Raw genomic sequence first — 17,183 nt, 5'->3', positions numbered from 1 at the left:
TATCTTCGGGCCATGGGTGCAGGCGGGAAGGGCCCGGCGCGTCGCGACGTCATGGGTGCACTGGGTCTCGGAGCGCTCGGCCTGGGGGCACTGGGGGCGTGCAGCGGCGACGCCGCGGGCGACCCGACGAGCGCCGCGACGACGACGGCCGACGAGCCGACCGCCACGACGACCGGGCACGACCCGGCCTGGGTCAGGGCGGAGAACGCACGACCGGGGAGCACGGGGTGGCGGATCTACGCGCCCTCTACCGCCGGCGAGGACCTCGTCGGCTACGCGGGGGCGACGAGCGTGCGGCCGGGGGAGCCGGTCGAGCTCTTCGTGCGCTCGCGCCGCGGTCCGGTGGACGTGAGCGTCTTCCGCCTCGGACACTACGGCGGCACCGGCGGTCGCCTCGTCCACGAGACGAAGGGGGTGCGCGTCGCCGCGCAGCCCGAGCCGGAGGTCGACGACCTCGGCACCGTCCGCTGCCGCTGGACCAGCACCCTGACGCTCGACACGAGCGACTGGCTCGAGGGCACCCACCTCGTCCGGCTCGAGGCCCGCGGCCGGAGCAAGCTCGTCCCCATCACCGTCCGCTCGGCCGACGTCACCGACCGGCTCGTCATCGTCAACGCGACCGCCACGTACGCCGCGTACAACGAGTGGGGCGGCGCGTCGCTCTACCACGGGCGCGCGGACGGGGAGCGCACCTTCGCCGCGCGCTCGGGCGCGGTCAGCTTCGACCGCCCCTACGACGGCAACGGCGCGAGCATCGTCCTCAAGTACGAGCAGGCCCCGATCCAGCTGGCCGAGGAGCTCGGCCTCGACCTCGCCTACCTGACGAGCGCCGACCTCGAGACGACCGACCTCACGGGCGCCCGCGGGATCATCTCCCTCGGCCACGACGAGTACTGGAGCGTCCCGATGCGCGACGCGGTCGAGCAGGCGCGCGACGCCGGGACCAACCTGGCCTTCCTCGGCGCCAACGCCTGCTACTGGCGGGTGCGCCTCACCGACGAGGGCCGCACCGTCGTCTGCCACAAGTCCGCCGACCTCGACCCCACACGTGACGAGACGACGACCGCCCTGTGGCGTGCGGACCCGCAGCCCCGGCCGGAGAACTCGCTGACCGGCATGCTCTACGAGGCCTTCCCCGCCGTGGGGCCGCTCGTGGTGCACGACCCCGACCACTGGCTGCTGGAGGGGACCGGGGCGCGGGCCGGGTCGAGCTATGCCGGTCTGGTCGGCAGCGAGATCGACCGGGTCTACCCGATCGACGGCACGCCGCCGACCCTGCGGATCATCGCGCACTCACCGACCCCGCTCGCGGGCGGTCGTGCGACCCACGCCGACCTGACCTGCTACACCACCGACTCCGGCTCGGCCGTGGTCAGCACCGGGACGATGTCGTGGTGCTACGGCATCCGGGGCGAGTACCCGCGCCTCGGGATCGACGCTGCCGCAGTCGAGTTCGCACGCACCGTCTCCACCACGCTCTTCGAGGCGATGGCCGCCGGACCGATCGGGCGACGGCACCCGGGCGCCGGCAACCTCGACGACTTCGACCTGTCGCCGAGCACGTCGACCGGCACCGGGGGAGCGGTGGCCGCCGCAGGCGGCTGAGGCTCACCCCACGACGACGAGCAGGTCGCCCCCTTCGACCTGCTGGCGGCCACCGATCGCCAGGCGGCTCACCGTGCCCGCCTGCGGCGTGGTGATGGAGGCCTCCATCTTCATCGCCTCGATCGTCGCGACCACGTCACCGGCCGCGACCTCGTCGCCCTCGGCGACCTGCGGCGTCACCACTCCGGCGAAGGGAGCGGCCACCTGGCCGGGCACGGACGGGTCCGCCTTCTCCGCGGCGACGACATCGGCCTCGACCGTGCGGTCTCGGACCTGCACCGGCCGCAGCTGGCCGTTGACGGTGCCCAGGACGGTGCGCATGCCGAGCTCGTCGGGCTCGCTGATCGAGGTCAGACCGAAGGTGAGCGTCTTGCCCGGCTCGATTTCGACCTCGTGCTGCACGCCCTGCTCGAGGCCGTGGAGGAAGAGCCCCGTGTCGAGCACCGAGGTGTCGCCCCAGGACGCGCGGGCGGTGCGCAGCTCCTCGGTGGGGGCTGGGAAGAGCAGCTCGTTGAGCGTGCCGCGCGGGTCCTCGCGCAGGGCCTGCTCCTGCTCGGGCGTGAGGTCCGCGGTCGGCGGTGCCTCGCGCCGGCCCTCGAGCGCCTTGGTGCGGAAGGGCTCGGGCCAGCCGGCCGGGGGGTCACCGAGGTCGCCGCGCAGGAACCCGATGACCGAGTCCGGGATGTCGAAGCGCGCCGGGTCGGCCTCGAACTCGGCCGGGTCGGCACCGAGCCCGACGAGCGAGAGGGCGAGGTCCCCGACGACCTTGCTGCTCGGCGTCACCTTGACGATGTGGCCGAGCATCGCGTCCGCCGAGGCGTACATGTCCTCGATCTCCTCGAAGCGCTCGCCGAGGCCGAGGGCGATCGCCTGCTGGCGCAGGTTGGACAGCTGCCCGCCGGGGATCTCGTGCCGGTAGACGCGGCCGGTGGGCGAGGCCAAGCCGGACTCGAAGGGGGCGTAGAGCCGCCGCACCGCCTCCCAGTACGGCTCGAGCGCGAAGACCTGCTCGATGTCCAGACCCGTCGGACGGTCGGTGCCGTCGGTGGCCGCGACGAGCGCGGACAGGGAGGGCTGGGAGGTCGTGCCGGCCATCGTCGCGCTCGCGGCGTCGACGGCGTCGACGCCCGCGTCGATCGCCGCGAGGAGCGTGCCGATCTGGCCGCCTGCGGTGTCGTGGGTGTGTAGGTGGACGGGCAGGTCGAACCGCTCACGCAGCGCCCTCACCAGGCGTGCCGCGGCGGGTGCGCGCAGCAGGCCGGCCATGTCCTTGATGGCCAGCACGTGCGCACCGGTGTCGACGATCTGCTCGGCCAGGCGCAGGTAGTAGTCGAGCGTGTAGGTGCGCTCACCCGGGTCGAGGAGGTTGCCGGTGTAGCACAGCGCGACCTCGGCGACGGCGGTGTCGGTGGCCAGGACCGACTCGACGGCCGGGCGCATCTGGCTCACGTCGTTGAGCGAGTCGAAGATGCGGAAGATCGACAGGCCGCTGCGGGCGGCCTCGGCGACGAAGGCGTCGGTGACCGTCGTCGGGTAAGGCGTGTAGCCGACGGTGTTGCGGCCGCGCAGCAGCATCTGGAGAGCGACATTGGGCATGGCCTCGTGGAGCGCGGCCAGACGCTCCCAGGGGTCCTCGTGGAGGAAGCGCAGGGCGACGTCGTAGGTCGCACCGCCCCAGGCCTCGACGGACAGCAGCTGCGGCGTCAGGTGCGAGACGTGCTCGGCGACGTGCAGCAGGTCGCGGGTGCGCACGCGCGTGGCGAGCAGCGACTGGTGCGCGTCGCGGAAGGTCGTGTCGGTCACCTGCACGTCGGTGCGCCGGCGCAGGTCGGCGGCGAAGCCGGCCGGGCCGAGGCGCAGGAGCCGGTCGCGACTCCCTTCGGGTCGCTCGTCGGTGGTCAGGTCCGGCAGCTTCGTCCGCGGACGCACGTCGCTCGTGCGGGGTCCGTGCGGCTGGTTGACGGTGACGTCGGCGAGGTAGGTGAGCAGCTTGGTGGCCCGGTCCTTGCCCGTGGGCGCGTCGAGCAGCTGGGGGCGCTCGTCGATGAAGCTCGTCGTGACCCGGCCCTCCTGGAAGGCCGGGTCGGCGAGCACCGCCTCGAGGAAGGGGAGGTTGGTCGCGACGCCGCGGACGCGGAACTCGGCGAGCGCGCGCCGGGCGCGCCGCACGGCGAGGGGGAAGGTGGCGGCGCGGCAGGTGAGCTTGACGAGCATCGAGTCGAAGTGGGCGCTCACCTCGGCGCCGACGAAGGTCGTGCCGCCGTCCAGGCGCACGCCCGAGCCGCCCGCGGAGCGGTAGGCGGAGATCGTGCCGGAGTCGGGGCGGAAGCCATTGGCCGGGTCCTCGGTCGTGATCCGGCACTGCAGTGCGAAGCCGTGCGTCGCGATGTCCTCCTGGCGGTGCCCGAGCTCGGCCAGGGTCGCGCCGGCCGCGATCTGCATCTGCATGACGACGAGGTCGACCTCGGTGACCTCCTCGGTCACCGTGTGCTCGACCTGGATGCGCGGGTTCATCTCGATGAAGACGTACCGACCGTCCTCGCCGAGGAGGAACTCGACGGTCCCCGCGTTGACGTAGCCGATCGAGCGGGCGAAGGCGACCGCGTCGGCGCACATCCGCGCGCGCAGGTCCGGGTCGAGGTTGGGCGCGGGAGCGATCTCGACGACCTTCTGGTGGCGGCGCTGCACCGAGCAGTCGCGCTCGAAGAAGTGGAGCACCTCGCCGCTCGCGTCACCGACGACCTGCACCTCGATGTGCCGCGGGTTGACCACCGCCTCCTCGAGGTAGAGCGTCGGGTCGCCGAAGGCCGACTCGGCCTCGCGCTGCGCGGCCTCGAGCGCGGCACGCAGGTCCTCGCGGCGCTCGACCCGGCGCATGCCGCGGCCGCCGCCACCGCTCACGGCCTTGACGAAGACGGGGAAGCCGATCCGCTCGGCCGCTGCCTCGAGCTCGTCGAGGTCGGTCGTGGCGTCGGCGCCGTCGAGCGTCGGCAGCCCGGCCGCCTTGGCCGCGGCGATGGCGCGCGCCTTGTTGCCCGTGAGCTCGAGGACCTCTGCCGGCGGGCCGATGAAGGTGATGCCGTGGGCGGCGCACTCCTCGGCCAGCTGCGGGTTCTCGGAGAGGAACCCGTAGCCGGGGTAGATCGCGTCGACGCCCGCCTCGCGGGCCACACGAACGATGTCCTCGTGGTCGAGGTAGGCGCGGACCGGGTGCCCCTCCTCGCCGATCTGGTAGGCCTCGTCGGCCTTCATCCGGTGCTCCGAGAGCCGGTCCTCGAGGGGATAGACGGCGACGGTGGTCGCGTCGAGCTCGGTGGCCGCGCGGAAGGCGCGGATGGCGATCTCGCCTCGGTTGGCGACGAGGATCTTGCTGAACATGGGACCTCCGGGGTGGGGAAGTGGCGTCCGCCACACCCTGACACGGTCCGGCGCCCCGACGTCCGGGCGGTTCTCTCTGTGAGAACGGCATAGGCTCGCCGGCGTGAGCAGGCAGAGCGACCGCGAGCGCTGGGTCTCGGAGGACCCGGTGCACAAGCGCGCCGACCGCGACGACTTCGCCCGCGACCGGGGGCGTCTCGTCCACTCGGCCGCGCTGCGCCGCCTGTCCGCCAAGACGCAGGTGCTCGGGCCGGGCAGCGACGACTTCGTGCGCAACCGGCTGACCCACAGCCTCGAGGTCGCCCAGATCGGCCGGGAGTTCGGCGGGGCCCTGGGCTGCCAGGCCGACGTCGTCGAGGTGGCCTGTCTCGCGCACGACCTGGGGCACCCTCCCTTCGGCCACAACGGGGAGACGGCGCTCGACGAGGTCGCCGCCGGGATCGGGGGCTTCGAGGGCAACGCGCAGACGCTGCGCATCCTCACCCGGCTGGAGCCCAAGCGGGTCCATCCCGACGGACGGCCCGCCGGGCTCAACCTCACCCGGGCGAGCCTTGACGCGGCGACCAAGTACCCGTGGCGACGTGGGCACGGCCCGGTGCCCACCCCCAAGTTCGGCGTCTACGAGGACGACCTGCCGGTCTTCGAGTGGCTGCGCGCCGGGAGCCCCGGTGGTGTCGTGCGCTGCCTCGAGGCCGACGTCATGGACTGGTCCGACGACGTCGCCTACTCCGTCCACGACGTCGAGGACGCGATCGCCTCCGGGCGGCTGGACCTGCGCCGGCTGCGAGATGCCGACGACAGCCAGGCGGTCGTCGACGTGGCGGCCGAGCACTTCGCCCGTGACCTGGGGCGCGACACGCTCGCCGAGGGTCTCGAGAGGCTCCTCGCGACGGGCGCCGTGCCCGATGGCTACGACGGCTCGCGGGCCGGGCTCGCGGGGCTCAAGGACATGACCTCACGGCTCATCGGGCGCTTCGTCCACGCGGCCGAGCAGGCAACCCGTGCCGTTCACGGGCCCGGCGACCTCGGCCGCTACGAGGCCCGCCTCGTCGTGCCCGAGGACTCGCGCGCCGAGGTCGCGGTGCTCAAGGCGGTGGCCGCCCACTTCGTCATGTTCACCGGTGAGCGCGACGACGAGTACGCCTACCAGCGGCAGGTCGTCGCCGACCTCGCGGCGTGGTTCGCCGCCGACCCCGAGGCACGGCTCGACGCTGACCTGAGGGCCGATTTCGTTGCGGCGCAGGACGATGCGGCGCGATTGCGGGTCGTCGTCGACCAGGTGGCGAGCCTGACGGACGTGCGGGCGCTCGCCCTGCACGCGCAGCACTGCCCCTAGGGGGAGCGCTCCCCCTCGCCGCAGCGGTGTGGCGTCGCTAGTCTCCTGACCACACAGACAACGGGGACCAGGGATGACACTGACCGACGGCATGGACGTGGCGCGCATGCGCCAGATCGCCGAACAGCTGGTGCTGCAGTCGAAGCAGCTCACCGGCGTGGCACAGGACGGATCGGCCTCGATGAGCAGGCTCGTCGAGGCGTGGCAGGGGCCGGACACGGAGTTCTTCGCGCAGGGGTGGACGCAGGTGGGGCGCCAGTGCGACGAGACCGCCGAGACGCTGCGCTCCTTCGGGGAGCGGATGCGCGCCCAGGCCGACCAGCAGGACGAGGCCAGCGGCAGCCGCCGAGGCGGCGGGGGCGGTGGAGGCGGCCCCCGAGGCCCCGGTGGGGACGGCGACGGGGTCAGCTCCTCCAACCCCGACATCAAGGACGACACCGAGAACGCCGAGTACAAGGACGTCGACGGCCCGCTGATCGACGAAGGTGGGGTCGAGCCCGACGACGTCAAGCAGGGCGCCCTGGGTGACTGCTGGCTGATCAGCTCGATGAAGGGCATCGCCGGCACACCCTCGGGCCAGGAGCTCATCGAGAAGAACATCAAGGACAACGGGGACGGGACCTACGACGTCACCCTCTACCGCGATGGGGAGCCGGTCGTCGTCACGGTCGACGGCAAGCTGCCCGTCGGTCCCGATGGCGAGCCGGTGTACGCCAACAACGACGGCGGCGGACGCGAGCTGTGGCCCCTGCTCTACGAGAAGGCCATGGCCAAGGAGTTCGGCGGGGACTACGAGGATCTCGACAGCGACTGGCCCGCCAAGGCCATCGAGGCCATGACGGGCAACGAGGTGGAGACCTACGACGAGGGGCTCATGCCCTGGGACGACAAGGACTTCCCCGGCGCCTCGGACCTGCAGGCCAAGTTCGACGACGGCGGCGTCGTCGTCGCCTCGACCGACGGCGACGGCAAGAAGCACTCGGACGGCGACCTCTACAGCAACCACGCCTACACCGTCACCGACGTCAACCCCGAGACCGGCGAGGTCACCGTGCAGAACCCGTGGGGCAAGGGTGAGGCACCGATCACCATGAGCTACGAGGAGTTCGAGAAGAACTTCGCCCGTCTCGACGTCGGGTCGACCAAGTGAGTGCAGGAGAGGCGATGGACACGACGATCACGCTGCAGCAGAACATCCCGACCCCGGCATGGGGCATGCGCCTCATCGCCGCCAACGTCCACGAGGGGGCGGCCACGGTCATCGTCGAGCCGCCCGGTGAGCCGATGGTCAAGCACCAGGTCGGGGCGGGCGACACGGTGCCCTTCGGGGATCGCGCCCTGCACGTCGACGAGATCACGGGAGGTGGCGACGCCGGCCGGCCCGGTCGTGCGTCCGGTCGCGTCACCCTCTCCGTGGTGGACGGTGCCGCCCGGTGAGCACCGCGCGGGGAGTGCGGGCGCTCGCTCTCGTGCCACTGCTGGCCCTGGCCGTCGCCGCGTGCGGTGACGACGGGGACTCCGCCCCGGAGAGCACGCCCGAGGGCGCCGTCGTGCTGGTCGAGAACCAGCCGGGCACCGTGGACGGGATGTCCGTGGTCGCCACCGACGTCGAGGGCGACGACGCGACGCTGCGCATCACCGTCGACGGCCCGTCGGAGGCCACGGACGTGAGCGAGGGAGCGACCGTGGACATCGCCGGGGCGAGCTATCGCGTCGAGGCGGTGTGGTCCGAGGAGGACGGCGACAGCCCGGGCAGCATGGGTGGGCACGTCATGGTGGTCCCGGCCGAAGGCTGACCTCCGCGTCGTCAGGCCGTCCGCCTACACTCGACCCAACGAGCGAGCAGGGAGCGAGGTGGCCCGTGGCGGGACGGATCCGCGCCGATGACGTGCAGGCGGTCAAGGAGCGCTCCTCGATCACCGACGTCGTCCGTGAGCACGTGAGCCTGCGCCCTGCTGGCATCGGGTCGATGAAGGGCCTGTGTCCCTTCCACGACGAAAAGACGCCGAGCTTCACGGTCCGCGAGACGGTCGGCGCCTACCACTGCTTCGGGTGCGGGGAGGGCGGCGACGTCATCTCCTTCGTGCAAAAGCTCGACCACCTGACCTTCGCCGAGGCCGTCGAGCGCCTCGCGGGCAAGCTCGGCATGGAGCTGCGCTACGAGGAGGGCGGCGGTCCGCGCGACGGCGTCGGCCTGGGCAAGCGCGGCCGACTGCTCGAGGCGCACCGCGCGGCGGCGGAGTTCTACCATGAGCGGCTGCTCGGCTCGCCCGAGGCGCGCATCGGGCGGGACTTCCTGCGGGAGAGGGGCTTTGCCTCGCCCGAGGCCAAGCTCTTCGGCATCGGCTACGCGCCGCGTGGCGGCGAGGAGCTCGCCCGCCACCTGCGGGGCAAGGGCTTCACCGACGACGAGCTGACCATCGGCGGGCTCTGCGGCAAGGGCTCGCGGGGGCTGTACGACCGCTTCCGTGGCCGGCTCGTCTGGCCGATCCGCGACATCACCGGCGACACGATCGGCTTCGGTGCCCGGCGCCTCTACGACAACGACCGCATCGCGGCGAAGTACCTCAACACGACCGAGACGCCGATCTACAAGAAGTCGACGGTCCTCTACGGGCTCGACCTGGCGAAGAAGTCGATCCGCGACGAGCGGCTGGCCGTCGTCGTCGAGGGCTACACCGACGTCATGGCGGCGCACCTGTCCGGGGTCGAGGAGGCGGTCGCGACGTGCGGCACCGCCTTCGGCGAGGACCACATCAAGGTCATCCGGCGGATCGTGCGCGACGAGGCCGACCTGGCGCCGGCGCGCATCGTCTTCACCTTCGACGGCGACGCCGCGGGGCAGAAGGCGGCTATGAAGGCCTACGCCCAGGACGACAAGTGGGCCAGCCAGAGCTTCGTCGCGGTCGCAAAGGACGGGATGGACCCGTGCGACCTGCGGTTGCGCGAGGGCGACTCCGCCGTGCGCGAGCTCGTCGCCGACGCGGTGCCGATGTTCGAGTTCGCGGTGCGCACGACCCTGGCCCGCTTCGACCTCGACACGGCCGAGGGCCGGGTGCGGGGGATGGGGGCCGTCGCCCCGATCATCAACAGCATCCGCGACTCGTCGTTGCGCCCGGAGTACGTGCGCACGGTCGCCGGCTGGGTCGGTGTCGAGGTCGAGCAGATGCGTGATGCCGTGACGCGGGCCGGGCGCATCCAGGCCCGCGAGGAGGCGAAGGGGGAGACCCGCGCCAACCCGGAGACCCCCGAGCCCACGGTGGGCGAGGCGGCCGCCGGCGTGCCGGCACCGGACCTGCGCGACCCGATCGTCATGGCCGAGCGGCAGCTGCTCCAGTCGATGCTGCAGCACCCGTCGATGTTCACGCCGACCGACCTGGACGCAGTCGAGCCGGAGGGCTTCGTCGCGCCGGCCCACCGCGCCGTCTTCGACGCGGTTCGCGCCGTCGGTCCCCTGACCGAGGGCACGACGCTGGCGGCGTGGCACGCGCGGATCGACGAGGCGACCCCGCTCGCGGTCGCGCCGCTCGTCGCGGAGCTGTCGGTCGCCCCCCTTCCCGTCGTGCACGACCCGTCCACCGGGCTGCCGCCGCCGCACTACACCCGCTCGCTCCTGGTGCGCGTGCGTGAGGTGTCGATCGGGCGGCGCATCTCCGACGCCATGTCGCAGATGCGGCGGATGGCCGCCGACCCGAGCGCCGACCCCGGGGCGATGCGCGAGCTGTCCCTGTCGCTGCAGACCCTGGAGCGCGAGCGGGCGGCCCTGCGCGAGGCGGTCCAGTGAGCCCGACGTGGAGCCGGTGGCAGCGTGCGCGGGGTGTGCCCGTGCCCGACGGTGTCGAGCTCGCCCGGGGCGAGCGCGTGCTCGCGACGGCGGCCACGACCGGGGACGAGGTCGTGGTCATCACCACCCACCGGCTCGTCGTGCCCGGGGGAGAGCTGGCCGAAGGGCGTCCCTGGCACCTCGTCGACCGCGGCCGGTGGGACCCCGACACCGACGAGCTGGACGTGACCTGGGTCGACCACGGCGCGCCCGGGCGGTGGACGCTGCCCGAGCCGGGCGCGGTGCCGGACCACTTCCGCGCCCGGGTGCAGGCGACGATCGTGCTCGTCGAGGAGGTCGCGCTCGACCGCACCCGCCGGGCCAGGGTCGTCCTGCGCAAGGACCTCGCGACCGACCGGCTGCTCGCCCAGACCATCGTGGGGCGGGGCTGCGATCCCGACGACCCGGAGCTCGTCGCCGCGACCGAGGCCGCTGCCGCCCGGCTGGCCGAGCAGGTCGGCCGCGAGCCCTGACGGTCTGCCTTGCGGCACGAGACTCGATCCGACCGGACCGCCGACCTATGGTGCGGTCATGTCCGACCGCACGTTGCCGCTGCTCGACCTCGCCGATCTCGATGCCGGACCCGAGGCCGCCGAGCGCTTCCGTGAGGCGCTGCGCACGGCCACGCACGAGGTCGGCTTCTTCCACCTGAGGCACGGCATCGATCCGCAGGTCATCGGCGAGCTCTTCGAGGTGGCCCGACGCTTCTTCGCCCTGCCGGAGGCCGACAAGCGGGCGATCGAGATGACCCGCAGCCCGCAGTTCCGCGGGTGGACGCGACTGGCCGGTGAGCTGACCCAGGGGCAGGTCGACCACCGCGAGCAGATCGACATCGGATCGGAGCGGCCGGTCACGGGCATCGTCGACCCGCCGTACATGCGACTCGACGGGCCCAACCAGTGGCCCGACGCGCTGCCGGAGCTGCGCACCGTCATCACCGCGTGGATGGACCGGTTGGAGCAGCTCGGTCACCGGCTGCTGGCGCAGTGGGCGATCTCCCTGGGCGGCCCTGCGGACCACTTCGTCCCGACCTTCGACCCGGCCTCGATCCTGCTCAAGCTCGTCCGGTACCCCGGCACCGCCGACACCCCGCAGGGCGTCGGCGCGCACAGCGACCCGGGCATCCTCACCCTGCTGCTCATCGAGCCCGGCAAGGGTGGCCTGCAGGTGCGGACCGATGACGGGTGGATCGACGTGCCGCCCACCGACGACTGCTTCGTCGTCAACATCGGCGAGCTCATGGAGGTCGCGACGGACGGGTACCTGCGCGCCACCCAGCACCGCGTCACCGCCCCGCCTCCGGGGAGCGAACGGCTCTCGATCCCCTTCTTCTTCAACCCGGCGCTCGATGCCCCGGTGCCCTCCGTCGAGCTCCCACCGGAGCTCGCGGCCCGGGCGAAGGGGGTCACCCGGGACGCCGCCAACGTCCTCGGCGGGCGCTACGGCGAGAACCTCCTCAAGGCCAGGTTGCGGGCCCACCCCGACGTCGCCGCACGTCACCACGCGGACCTCGTCGCGTCCTCGGACTGAGTCCGACGTTTCGTTTTCGTTTCGCGGCCACCTTCTTGCTATGGTGGCGCAGCGCTTCGGCGCGATCCCCTGTAGCTCAATTGGCAGAGCATTCGGCTGTTAACCGGAGGGTTGTTGGTTCGAGTCCAACCGGGGGAGCACAGCAAGCAGGCCGGTACCCATTGGGTGCCGGCCTTCTGCGTGCCCTCGGCGCAGTGCTGCTGGGCCGGCTGCTCAGCTGGACGAGGGGGAGGGGGACCCGGAGGTCGAGCTGCTCGACGGTCGGGGCGGCGGGCAGGCCTTGAGCTGAGGTGGCGTCGCGGTCCGCTTGCCGATCGCCTTGGTCGGGCCGAGGTTCTCGCGCACGGACCGCTTCCACGCACCGGTGTCGACCATGTCGGCCAGGGCAGCGCGCACGTCCTGGCACAGGTCGGTGTCCTCACGGCGCATGGCCACGCCCCACTGCTCAGTGGTGAAGGTCGTGCCGCCCGTGCGCAGCTTGTCCGGCGCCTCGGACGCCCTCGCGTACCCGCGCAGGATCGCCGCGTCCGATGTCACGGCGTTGACCTTGTTGTCCTCGAGCAGGTCGACGCAGTCGGAGAGGCGCTCGCGCATCGTCAGGTGCAGACCCGGGTGGTTGTCCACCAGCTCGGCCGTGGACCGGGAGCCCTGCACGCTGCACGTGGTGAAGCCCGGGAGGTCCGCCGGTGTGCGGATCCTGCTGCGGGAGCGCACGAGCAGGCCCTGACCGGTCGTGAGGTAGGGGCCGGCGAAGGTGACCTCCTCGGCCCGCTCGGGTGTCATCGTGTAGGCCCCGAGGACCAGGTCGGCCTGGCCGGTGGCGAGCAGGGTCTGGCGCTGGTCGGTCACGCCCTCGACGAAGGTGATCCGGGAGATGCCCAGGTACCGCGCGACGTACCGGGCCACGTCGGTGTCCAGGCCCGAGTAGGTGTCGCCCTCACGCAGGCCGACGCCCGGCTGGTCGAAGGAGATCGCCACGCGCAGGGTGTCCGGCAGGTCCGTCTCCTGCAGGGTCGGGCCGGTGGTGCTGCTGGACGAGGAGCTGTGCTCGCTCGTCGAGGTGCTCGTGGGCGTGCTGCTGGTGGTGTCGGGTGCTGCCGTCCCCGTGGGGTCGACGTCGACCGGGCGCACGCAGGCGGCCAGGAGGGTAGCGGTGAGTGCGGTCGCGGCCAGCACGCGGACACGGCGCACGTCATCCCCCTTCGTCGGACGGGTCCATCCTCGCAGGTCGGCCCGCAGGACGAAGGGAGTGACCGCGTCGTGGTGGGGCGACTGGGGCTTGAACCCAGGACCGACGGATTATGAGTCCGCTGCTCTGACCGACTGAGCTACCGCCCCGTGCGCCCGAGGGCGACGGCGTGAGGTTACCCCGTCACGGCGTGGGACGAGTGGGGTGGCCGGGGTTGGCGTGAGGACTGGTGCTCGTGTGGTACATGGGGCATGATGGGCGGCACAACCGAAGATCGTCGAGCAGCACACCACGATCGACACGTGGCGCAGCAGTTCGGTCCAGCACGAGTGCCTGGCGTTGGGGAAGACGTCCATCGCACTCAAGGAGGATCGAGATGTCTGCAGGAAAGCGTGTCAGCACGCGAGGTGTGGTGTTCATCCACAGCACCCCGACGGCGTTGTGCCCCCACATCACGTGGGCGCTCGAAGCCGTGCTGGGTCAGGCCGTGACCCTCGACTGGACCGAGCAGCAGCTCGGCCGGTCGCTCAAGCGTGCCGAGTTCTCCTGGACGGGAGAGCCGGGCACGGGGGCGAAGCTTGCCTCCGCGCTGCGCGGTTGGGACAACGTGCGCTACGAGGTGACCGAGGAGCCCACCCCGGGCCTCGACGGTTCCCGCTGGAGCCACACGCCGACCCTCGGCATCCACCACGCGACGATCTCCGCCTCCGGCGACGTCGTCCTCCACGAGAACCGTCTGCGCGAGGTCATGACCCTCGCCCAGGGCGCCGGCGAGGCCGTCGAGGACATGCTCGGCGAGCTCCTCGGCGACGCCTGGGATGCCGAGCTCGAGCCCTTCCGTCACGCCGGTGACGGCGCGCCCGTGCGTTGGCTGCACAAGGTCGGCTGACACGCCCGACCCAGCACCACGCCCCACGACGAAGGGCGCCGCGCACCCTCCTTGGCGCGGCGCCCTTCGTCGTGGGCGTGCAGAGCAAGCTCCTGTGCTCGCTGTTGGTGTCAGTCCTCCGCCCCGGCCGCCACCGGTGCCGTCTGGATGGCCTCGCCGGCGGTGCGTCCGCGGCGGTTGATCCGCCGCTCCAGCAAGCCCGCGAGGGCCGTGAGGGCCCAGTTGACCGTGATGAAGATCAGGGCGACGACGACGAGCGCGGCGAAGATGTTCGAGTGCAGGGAGGACAGGTTCTGCCCCTGCTGCAGCAGCTCCGGGTAGGTGATGACGGTGCCCAGGGCGGTGTCCTTGAGGATGACGACGAGCTGGCTGACCAGTGCCGGCAGCATGGCCGTCACGGCCTGCGGGATCTGGATCGAGCGCAGCACCTGGCCGGGGGACAGGCCCACCGACAGTCCCGCCTCCGCCTGACCGGCGGGCAGTGAGTGGACACCCGAGCGCAGCAACTCGGCCATGACCGCGCCGTTGTAGAGCGTCAGCGCGGTGACGACCGCCGCGAGCGGGTTGAGCTCGGCGGAGAAGACCCCGTTGTAGGCGTAGATGCCGAAGAAGAAGATCATCATGATCAGCACGGGGATCGCGCGGAAGAACTCGACCACCGCTCCACTGATCCAGCGCACAGGTGCGTGCTGCGACAGTCGGCCGGAGCCGAAGACGAACCCGAAGACGGTGGCCCCGAGCACCGACAGCCCGGCGGCCTTGATGGTGTTCCACAACCCGAGCAGCAGGTAGTAGCGCCACGTCGACCAGGTCGCCATCGGTGACCACTTGGCGCCGGAGAACTCCTGGTACTGGTTGAGTCGGTCGACGACGACCCAGCCGATGGCGAGCGCGACCAGCAGGCCGAGAACCGCGATGACCCGGTAGCGGGCGCGGGCCCGCGGGCCGGGGGTGTCGAAGAGGACGCTGGTGCTCACCGCTTCACCGCCATCCGCCGCGACAGGCTCGTCAGGCCGATGCCGATCGGCAGGGTGATGAGCAGGAAGAACCCGGCGACGAGCGCGAAGGTCACGTAGTTCAGATCCGCCCGCAGCTCGATGGCCGCGCTCATCAGCGCCGCGGTCTCGGCGACGCCGATGGCGGCGGCGACGGTCGTGTTCTTGATCAGGGCGATGGTCACCGACGCCAGCGGGGCGATGGCCCCACGGATCGCCTGCGGCAGGACGACGTGTCGCAGGTTCTGGCCGAAGCCCAGGCCCAGCGAGCGGGCGGCCTCCGCCTGACCCGGTGGCACGGTGTTGATGCCGCTGCGCAGGGCCTCGCAGACGAAGGCCGCGTGGTAGACCGCGAGCCCGACGATCGCCCAGCGCACGCCGTTGTCCGTGATCGAGGTCGGGCTGGACTCGTCGGCGAGGTTGATGCCCAGGTCGTAGAGCATGACCAAGATCGTGAAGGTCAGGATCAGGGTCAGCGGGGTGTTGCGGATGATGTTGACGTAGGCCGCACCGACGAAGCGGAAGACCGCCACCGGTGAGACCCGCATGATCGCCACGACGGTCCCGATGACCAGGGCTCCCGCGAGGGAGAAGACAGCCAGCTTGATGGTGAGCCAGAAGGCGCCCCACACGTCGAACTGCTGGAAGAGCTCGTTCATCCACTACTCCTTGTGCCTACGCGTCGTCCGTGCTCGACGGGGTGGTCCGGTGGACCGGACCACCCCGTCGGTCATCTCAGGAGCAGGCGTCCAGCTTGGGCGGGTTGGTCTTGGAGTCGACCTTGAACCCGGCCGGGCCGAAGTTGTCCTCGACCGCCTTGTCCCACGAACCGTCCTCGACCATCTTGGTCAGGGCCGCGTTGACGTCCTCGCACAGGGCCGTGTCGCCCTTCTTGAGGCCGACGCCGTAGCGCTCCTCGGAGAAGGGGGCGCCCACCACCTTGAGCTTGCCCTTGTACTGCTCCTGCGCCGCGTACCCGGCGAGGATGGTGTCGTCCGTCGTCAGTGCGTCGAGCTGGCCCTTGGAGACCGCCTCCGCGCACTTGGAGTAGGTGTCGAACTCCTGCAGGTTGACGCCCGGGACCTCCTCCTTGACGTTGTCGGCGGAGGTGGAGCCGGTGACCGAGCACAGCTTCTTGCCGTCGAGGTCCTTCGGCCCGGTGATCTTGGCGTCCGTGGCGACGAGCAGGTCCTGACCGGCGATGAAGTACGGGCCGGCGAAGGAGACCTTTTCCTTGCGCTCGTCGGTGATCGAGTAGGTCGCGAAGATCAGGTCCACCTGGCCGGTGGCGATGAGGTCCTCACGCTGCTTGCTTGGTGCCTGGACGAACTGGATGTCGGTCTTGCCGAGCTCCTTGGCGACGTAGTTGGCCACGTCGACGTCGAAGCCGGTGTAGGTGTTGCCCTCCTTCAGGCCCAGTCCCGGCTGGTCGAACTTGATCCCGATCTTGATGCTGCTGTCGTCGCCGCCACCGCCCCCACTGTCGCCGTCGTCGCTGCCGCAGGCCGCGAGGCCGGCGGCGAGGACGAGGGTGGTGGCTGCTGCGCCGATGCGTCGCGTGATCATGGTGCTCCTCCTGGGTTGGGTCGTGCGATGGTCAGTGGCTGAGGATCTTGCCGAGGAAGTCCTTGGCCCGGTCGCTCTGCGGGTTGGTGAAGAACTCGTCCGGGGTGGCCGTCTCGACGATCTGTCCGTCGGCCATGAAGACGACGCGGTCGGCCGCGCGGCGGGCGAAGCCCATCTCGTGGGTGACGACGACCATGGTCATGCCCGTCTGTGCCAGCCGGATCATGACGTCGAGGACCTCGTTGATCATCTCGGGGTCGAGGGCCGACGTCGGCTCGTCGAAGAGCATGACCTTGGGGTCCATGGCGAGGGAGCGGGCGATGGCCACGCGCTGCTGCTGCCCTCCGGACAGCTGCGCGGGGAACTTGCTCGCCTGGGCCTCGACGCCGACACGCGTCAGCAGCTCGCGGGCGCGCTCGGTCGCCTCGGCCTTGGACTTCTTGCGCACCTTCATCGGCCCGAGGGTGACGTTGTCCAGGATCGTCTTGTGCGCGAAGAGGTTGAACGCCTGGAAGACCATGCCGACGTCGGCCCGCAGGCGCGCGAGCTCCTTGCCCTCCTCGGGCAGCGGCTGGCCGTCGATGGTGATGCTGCCGGACTCGAAGGTCTCGAGGCGGTTGATCGTGCGGCACAACGTCGACTTGCCGGATCCGGAGGGACCGATGACGACGACGACCTCGCCCTTGCCGATCGTCAGGTTGATGTCCTTGAGGACGTGCAGCTGCCCGAAGTGCTTGTTGACGTCGGTGAGCACGACGAGGGGTTCATGGGTCGCGGTGTCGCTCGGCATGCCGAGAAACCTAGCGGCCCGGACGTGCCAGAGGTCACACGACAGGGCCGGCGTGATCGGAGTGAGACACTCCGATCACGCC

At 71.3% G+C, this 17,183-nt stretch carries 15 protein-coding genes and 2 tRNA genes; 10 read left to right on the top strand and 7 right to left on the bottom strand.

Translation table 11 applies throughout. From position 1 onward, the window contains the following. Nucleotides 1-12: 12 nt before the first annotated feature. A complete protein-coding gene (locus JAN01S_RS08610; RefSeq protein WP_157075671.1) occupies nt 13-1,605 on the top strand; it encodes a N,N-dimethylformamidase beta subunit family domain-containing protein in 1,593 nt (530 codons plus the stop codon). A gap of 3 nt (nt 1,606-1,608) precedes the next feature. Here JAN01S_RS08610 and JAN01S_RS08605 read toward each other — a convergent pair whose 3' ends face one another. After that, nucleotides 1,609-4,983: a pyruvate carboxylase gene (locus tag JAN01S_RS08605; protein WP_068316685.1), complete on the bottom strand. Its 3,375-nt coding sequence runs from the start codon at nt 4,981-4,983 to the stop codon at nt 1,609-1,611. A gap of 103 nt (nt 4,984-5,086) precedes the next feature. On the opposite strand from JAN01S_RS08605, the gene JAN01S_RS08600 reads away from it, so the two are divergent. The 8 genes from JAN01S_RS08600 (at nt 5,087) to JAN01S_RS08565 (ending at nt 11,810) form a co-directional block, all read left to right on the top strand. Then, a complete protein-coding gene (locus tag JAN01S_RS08600; RefSeq protein ID WP_068316682.1) occupies nt 5,087-6,319 on the top strand; it encodes a deoxyguanosinetriphosphate triphosphohydrolase in 1,233 nt (410 codons plus the stop codon). Nucleotides 6,320-6,392: 73 nt separating this feature from the next. Continuing rightward, nucleotides 6,393-7,469, top strand: coding sequence for a C2 family cysteine protease (locus JAN01S_RS08595; RefSeq protein ID WP_068316679.1), 1,077 nt, complete (start codon nt 6,393-6,395; stop codon nt 7,467-7,469). Nucleotides 7,470-7,483: 14 nt separating this feature from the next. Then, nucleotides 7,484-7,756 (top strand): DUF6406 domain-containing protein, encoded by a 273-nt coding sequence (locus tag JAN01S_RS16910; protein WP_068316676.1) that lies wholly within the window; start codon nt 7,484-7,486, stop codon nt 7,754-7,756. Continuing rightward, the gene (locus JAN01S_RS08585) at nt 7,753-8,115 is read left to right on the top strand and encodes a hypothetical protein (RefSeq protein ID WP_068316673.1); all 363 of its coding nucleotides are present in this window, start codon (nt 7,753-7,755) and stop codon (nt 8,113-8,115) included. The genes JAN01S_RS16910 and JAN01S_RS08585 overlap by 4 nt, the downstream gene beginning before the upstream one ends. Before the next feature lie 65 nt (nt 8,116-8,180). Further along, the gene (gene dnaG / locus JAN01S_RS08580) at nt 8,181-10,103 is read left to right on the top strand and encodes a DNA primase (RefSeq protein ID WP_068316671.1); all 1,923 of its coding nucleotides are present in this window, start codon (nt 8,181-8,183) and stop codon (nt 10,101-10,103) included. A gap of 41 nt (nt 10,104-10,144) precedes the next feature. After that, nucleotides 10,145-10,615: a hypothetical protein gene (locus JAN01S_RS08575; protein ID WP_157075670.1), complete on the top strand. Its 471-nt coding sequence runs from the start codon at nt 10,145-10,147 to the stop codon at nt 10,613-10,615. Between the two features lie 58 nt (nt 10,616-10,673). Continuing rightward, nucleotides 10,674-11,672 carry an isopenicillin N synthase family dioxygenase gene (locus JAN01S_RS08570; RefSeq protein ID WP_068316666.1) on the top strand — a complete coding sequence of 333 codons (999 nt, stop codon included), beginning with the start codon at nt 10,674-10,676 and terminating at the stop codon, nt 11,670-11,672. Between the two features lie 65 nt (nt 11,673-11,737). Then, nucleotides 11,738-11,810, top strand: a tRNA-Asn gene (locus tag JAN01S_RS08565). A gap of 75 nt (nt 11,811-11,885) precedes the next feature. Here JAN01S_RS08565 and JAN01S_RS08560 read toward each other — a convergent pair. Together JAN01S_RS08560 and JAN01S_RS08555 are read right to left on the bottom strand one after the other, a co-directional pair. After that, entirely contained in the window at nt 11,886-12,863 is a 978-nt protein-coding gene (locus tag JAN01S_RS08560) for a transporter substrate-binding domain-containing protein (RefSeq protein ID WP_068316661.1), read from the bottom strand. Between the two features lie 70 nt (nt 12,864-12,933). Then, nucleotides 12,934-13,010, bottom strand: a tRNA-Ile gene (locus JAN01S_RS08555). Between the two features lie 227 nt (nt 13,011-13,237). Here JAN01S_RS08555 and JAN01S_RS08550 point away from each other — a divergent pair. Further along, on the top strand, nt 13,238-13,750 hold the full coding sequence (locus JAN01S_RS08550) for a DUF3145 domain-containing protein (RefSeq protein WP_068316659.1): 513 nt from the start codon (nt 13,238-13,240) through the stop codon (nt 13,748-13,750). A gap of 110 nt (nt 13,751-13,860) precedes the next feature. On the opposite strand, the gene JAN01S_RS08545 is transcribed toward JAN01S_RS08550, so the two are convergent. The 4 genes from JAN01S_RS08545 to JAN01S_RS08530 all read right to left on the bottom strand — a co-directional run bounded on the left by JAN01S_RS08545 (nt 13,861) and on the right by JAN01S_RS08530 (nt 17,101). Further along, nucleotides 13,861-14,727, bottom strand: coding sequence for an amino acid ABC transporter permease (locus JAN01S_RS08545; protein WP_068316656.1), 867 nt, complete (start codon nt 14,725-14,727; stop codon nt 13,861-13,863). After that, on the bottom strand, nt 14,724-15,404 hold the full coding sequence (locus tag JAN01S_RS08540) for an amino acid ABC transporter permease (protein ID WP_068316652.1): 681 nt from the start codon (nt 15,402-15,404) through the stop codon (nt 14,724-14,726). The genes JAN01S_RS08545 and JAN01S_RS08540 overlap by 4 nt, the downstream gene beginning before the upstream one ends. Before the next feature lie 76 nt (nt 15,405-15,480). Continuing rightward, a complete protein-coding gene (locus tag JAN01S_RS08535) occupies nt 15,481-16,311 on the bottom strand; it encodes a glutamate ABC transporter substrate-binding protein (protein WP_068316649.1) in 831 nt (276 codons plus the stop codon). A gap of 31 nt (nt 16,312-16,342) precedes the next feature. Next, a complete protein-coding gene (locus JAN01S_RS08530; protein ID WP_068316645.1) occupies nt 16,343-17,101 on the bottom strand; it encodes an amino acid ABC transporter ATP-binding protein in 759 nt (252 codons plus the stop codon). Nucleotides 17,102-17,183 lie beyond the last annotated feature (82 nt).

The organism is Janibacter anophelis NBRC 107843 (assembly GCF_001570945.1).
Classification (GTDB): Bacteria; Actinomycetota; Actinomycetes; order Actinomycetales; family Dermatophilaceae; genus Janibacter; species Janibacter anophelis.
The sequence above is the reverse complement of the archived record's forward strand: the minus strand, read 5'-3'. Positions and strand labels throughout refer to the sequence as shown.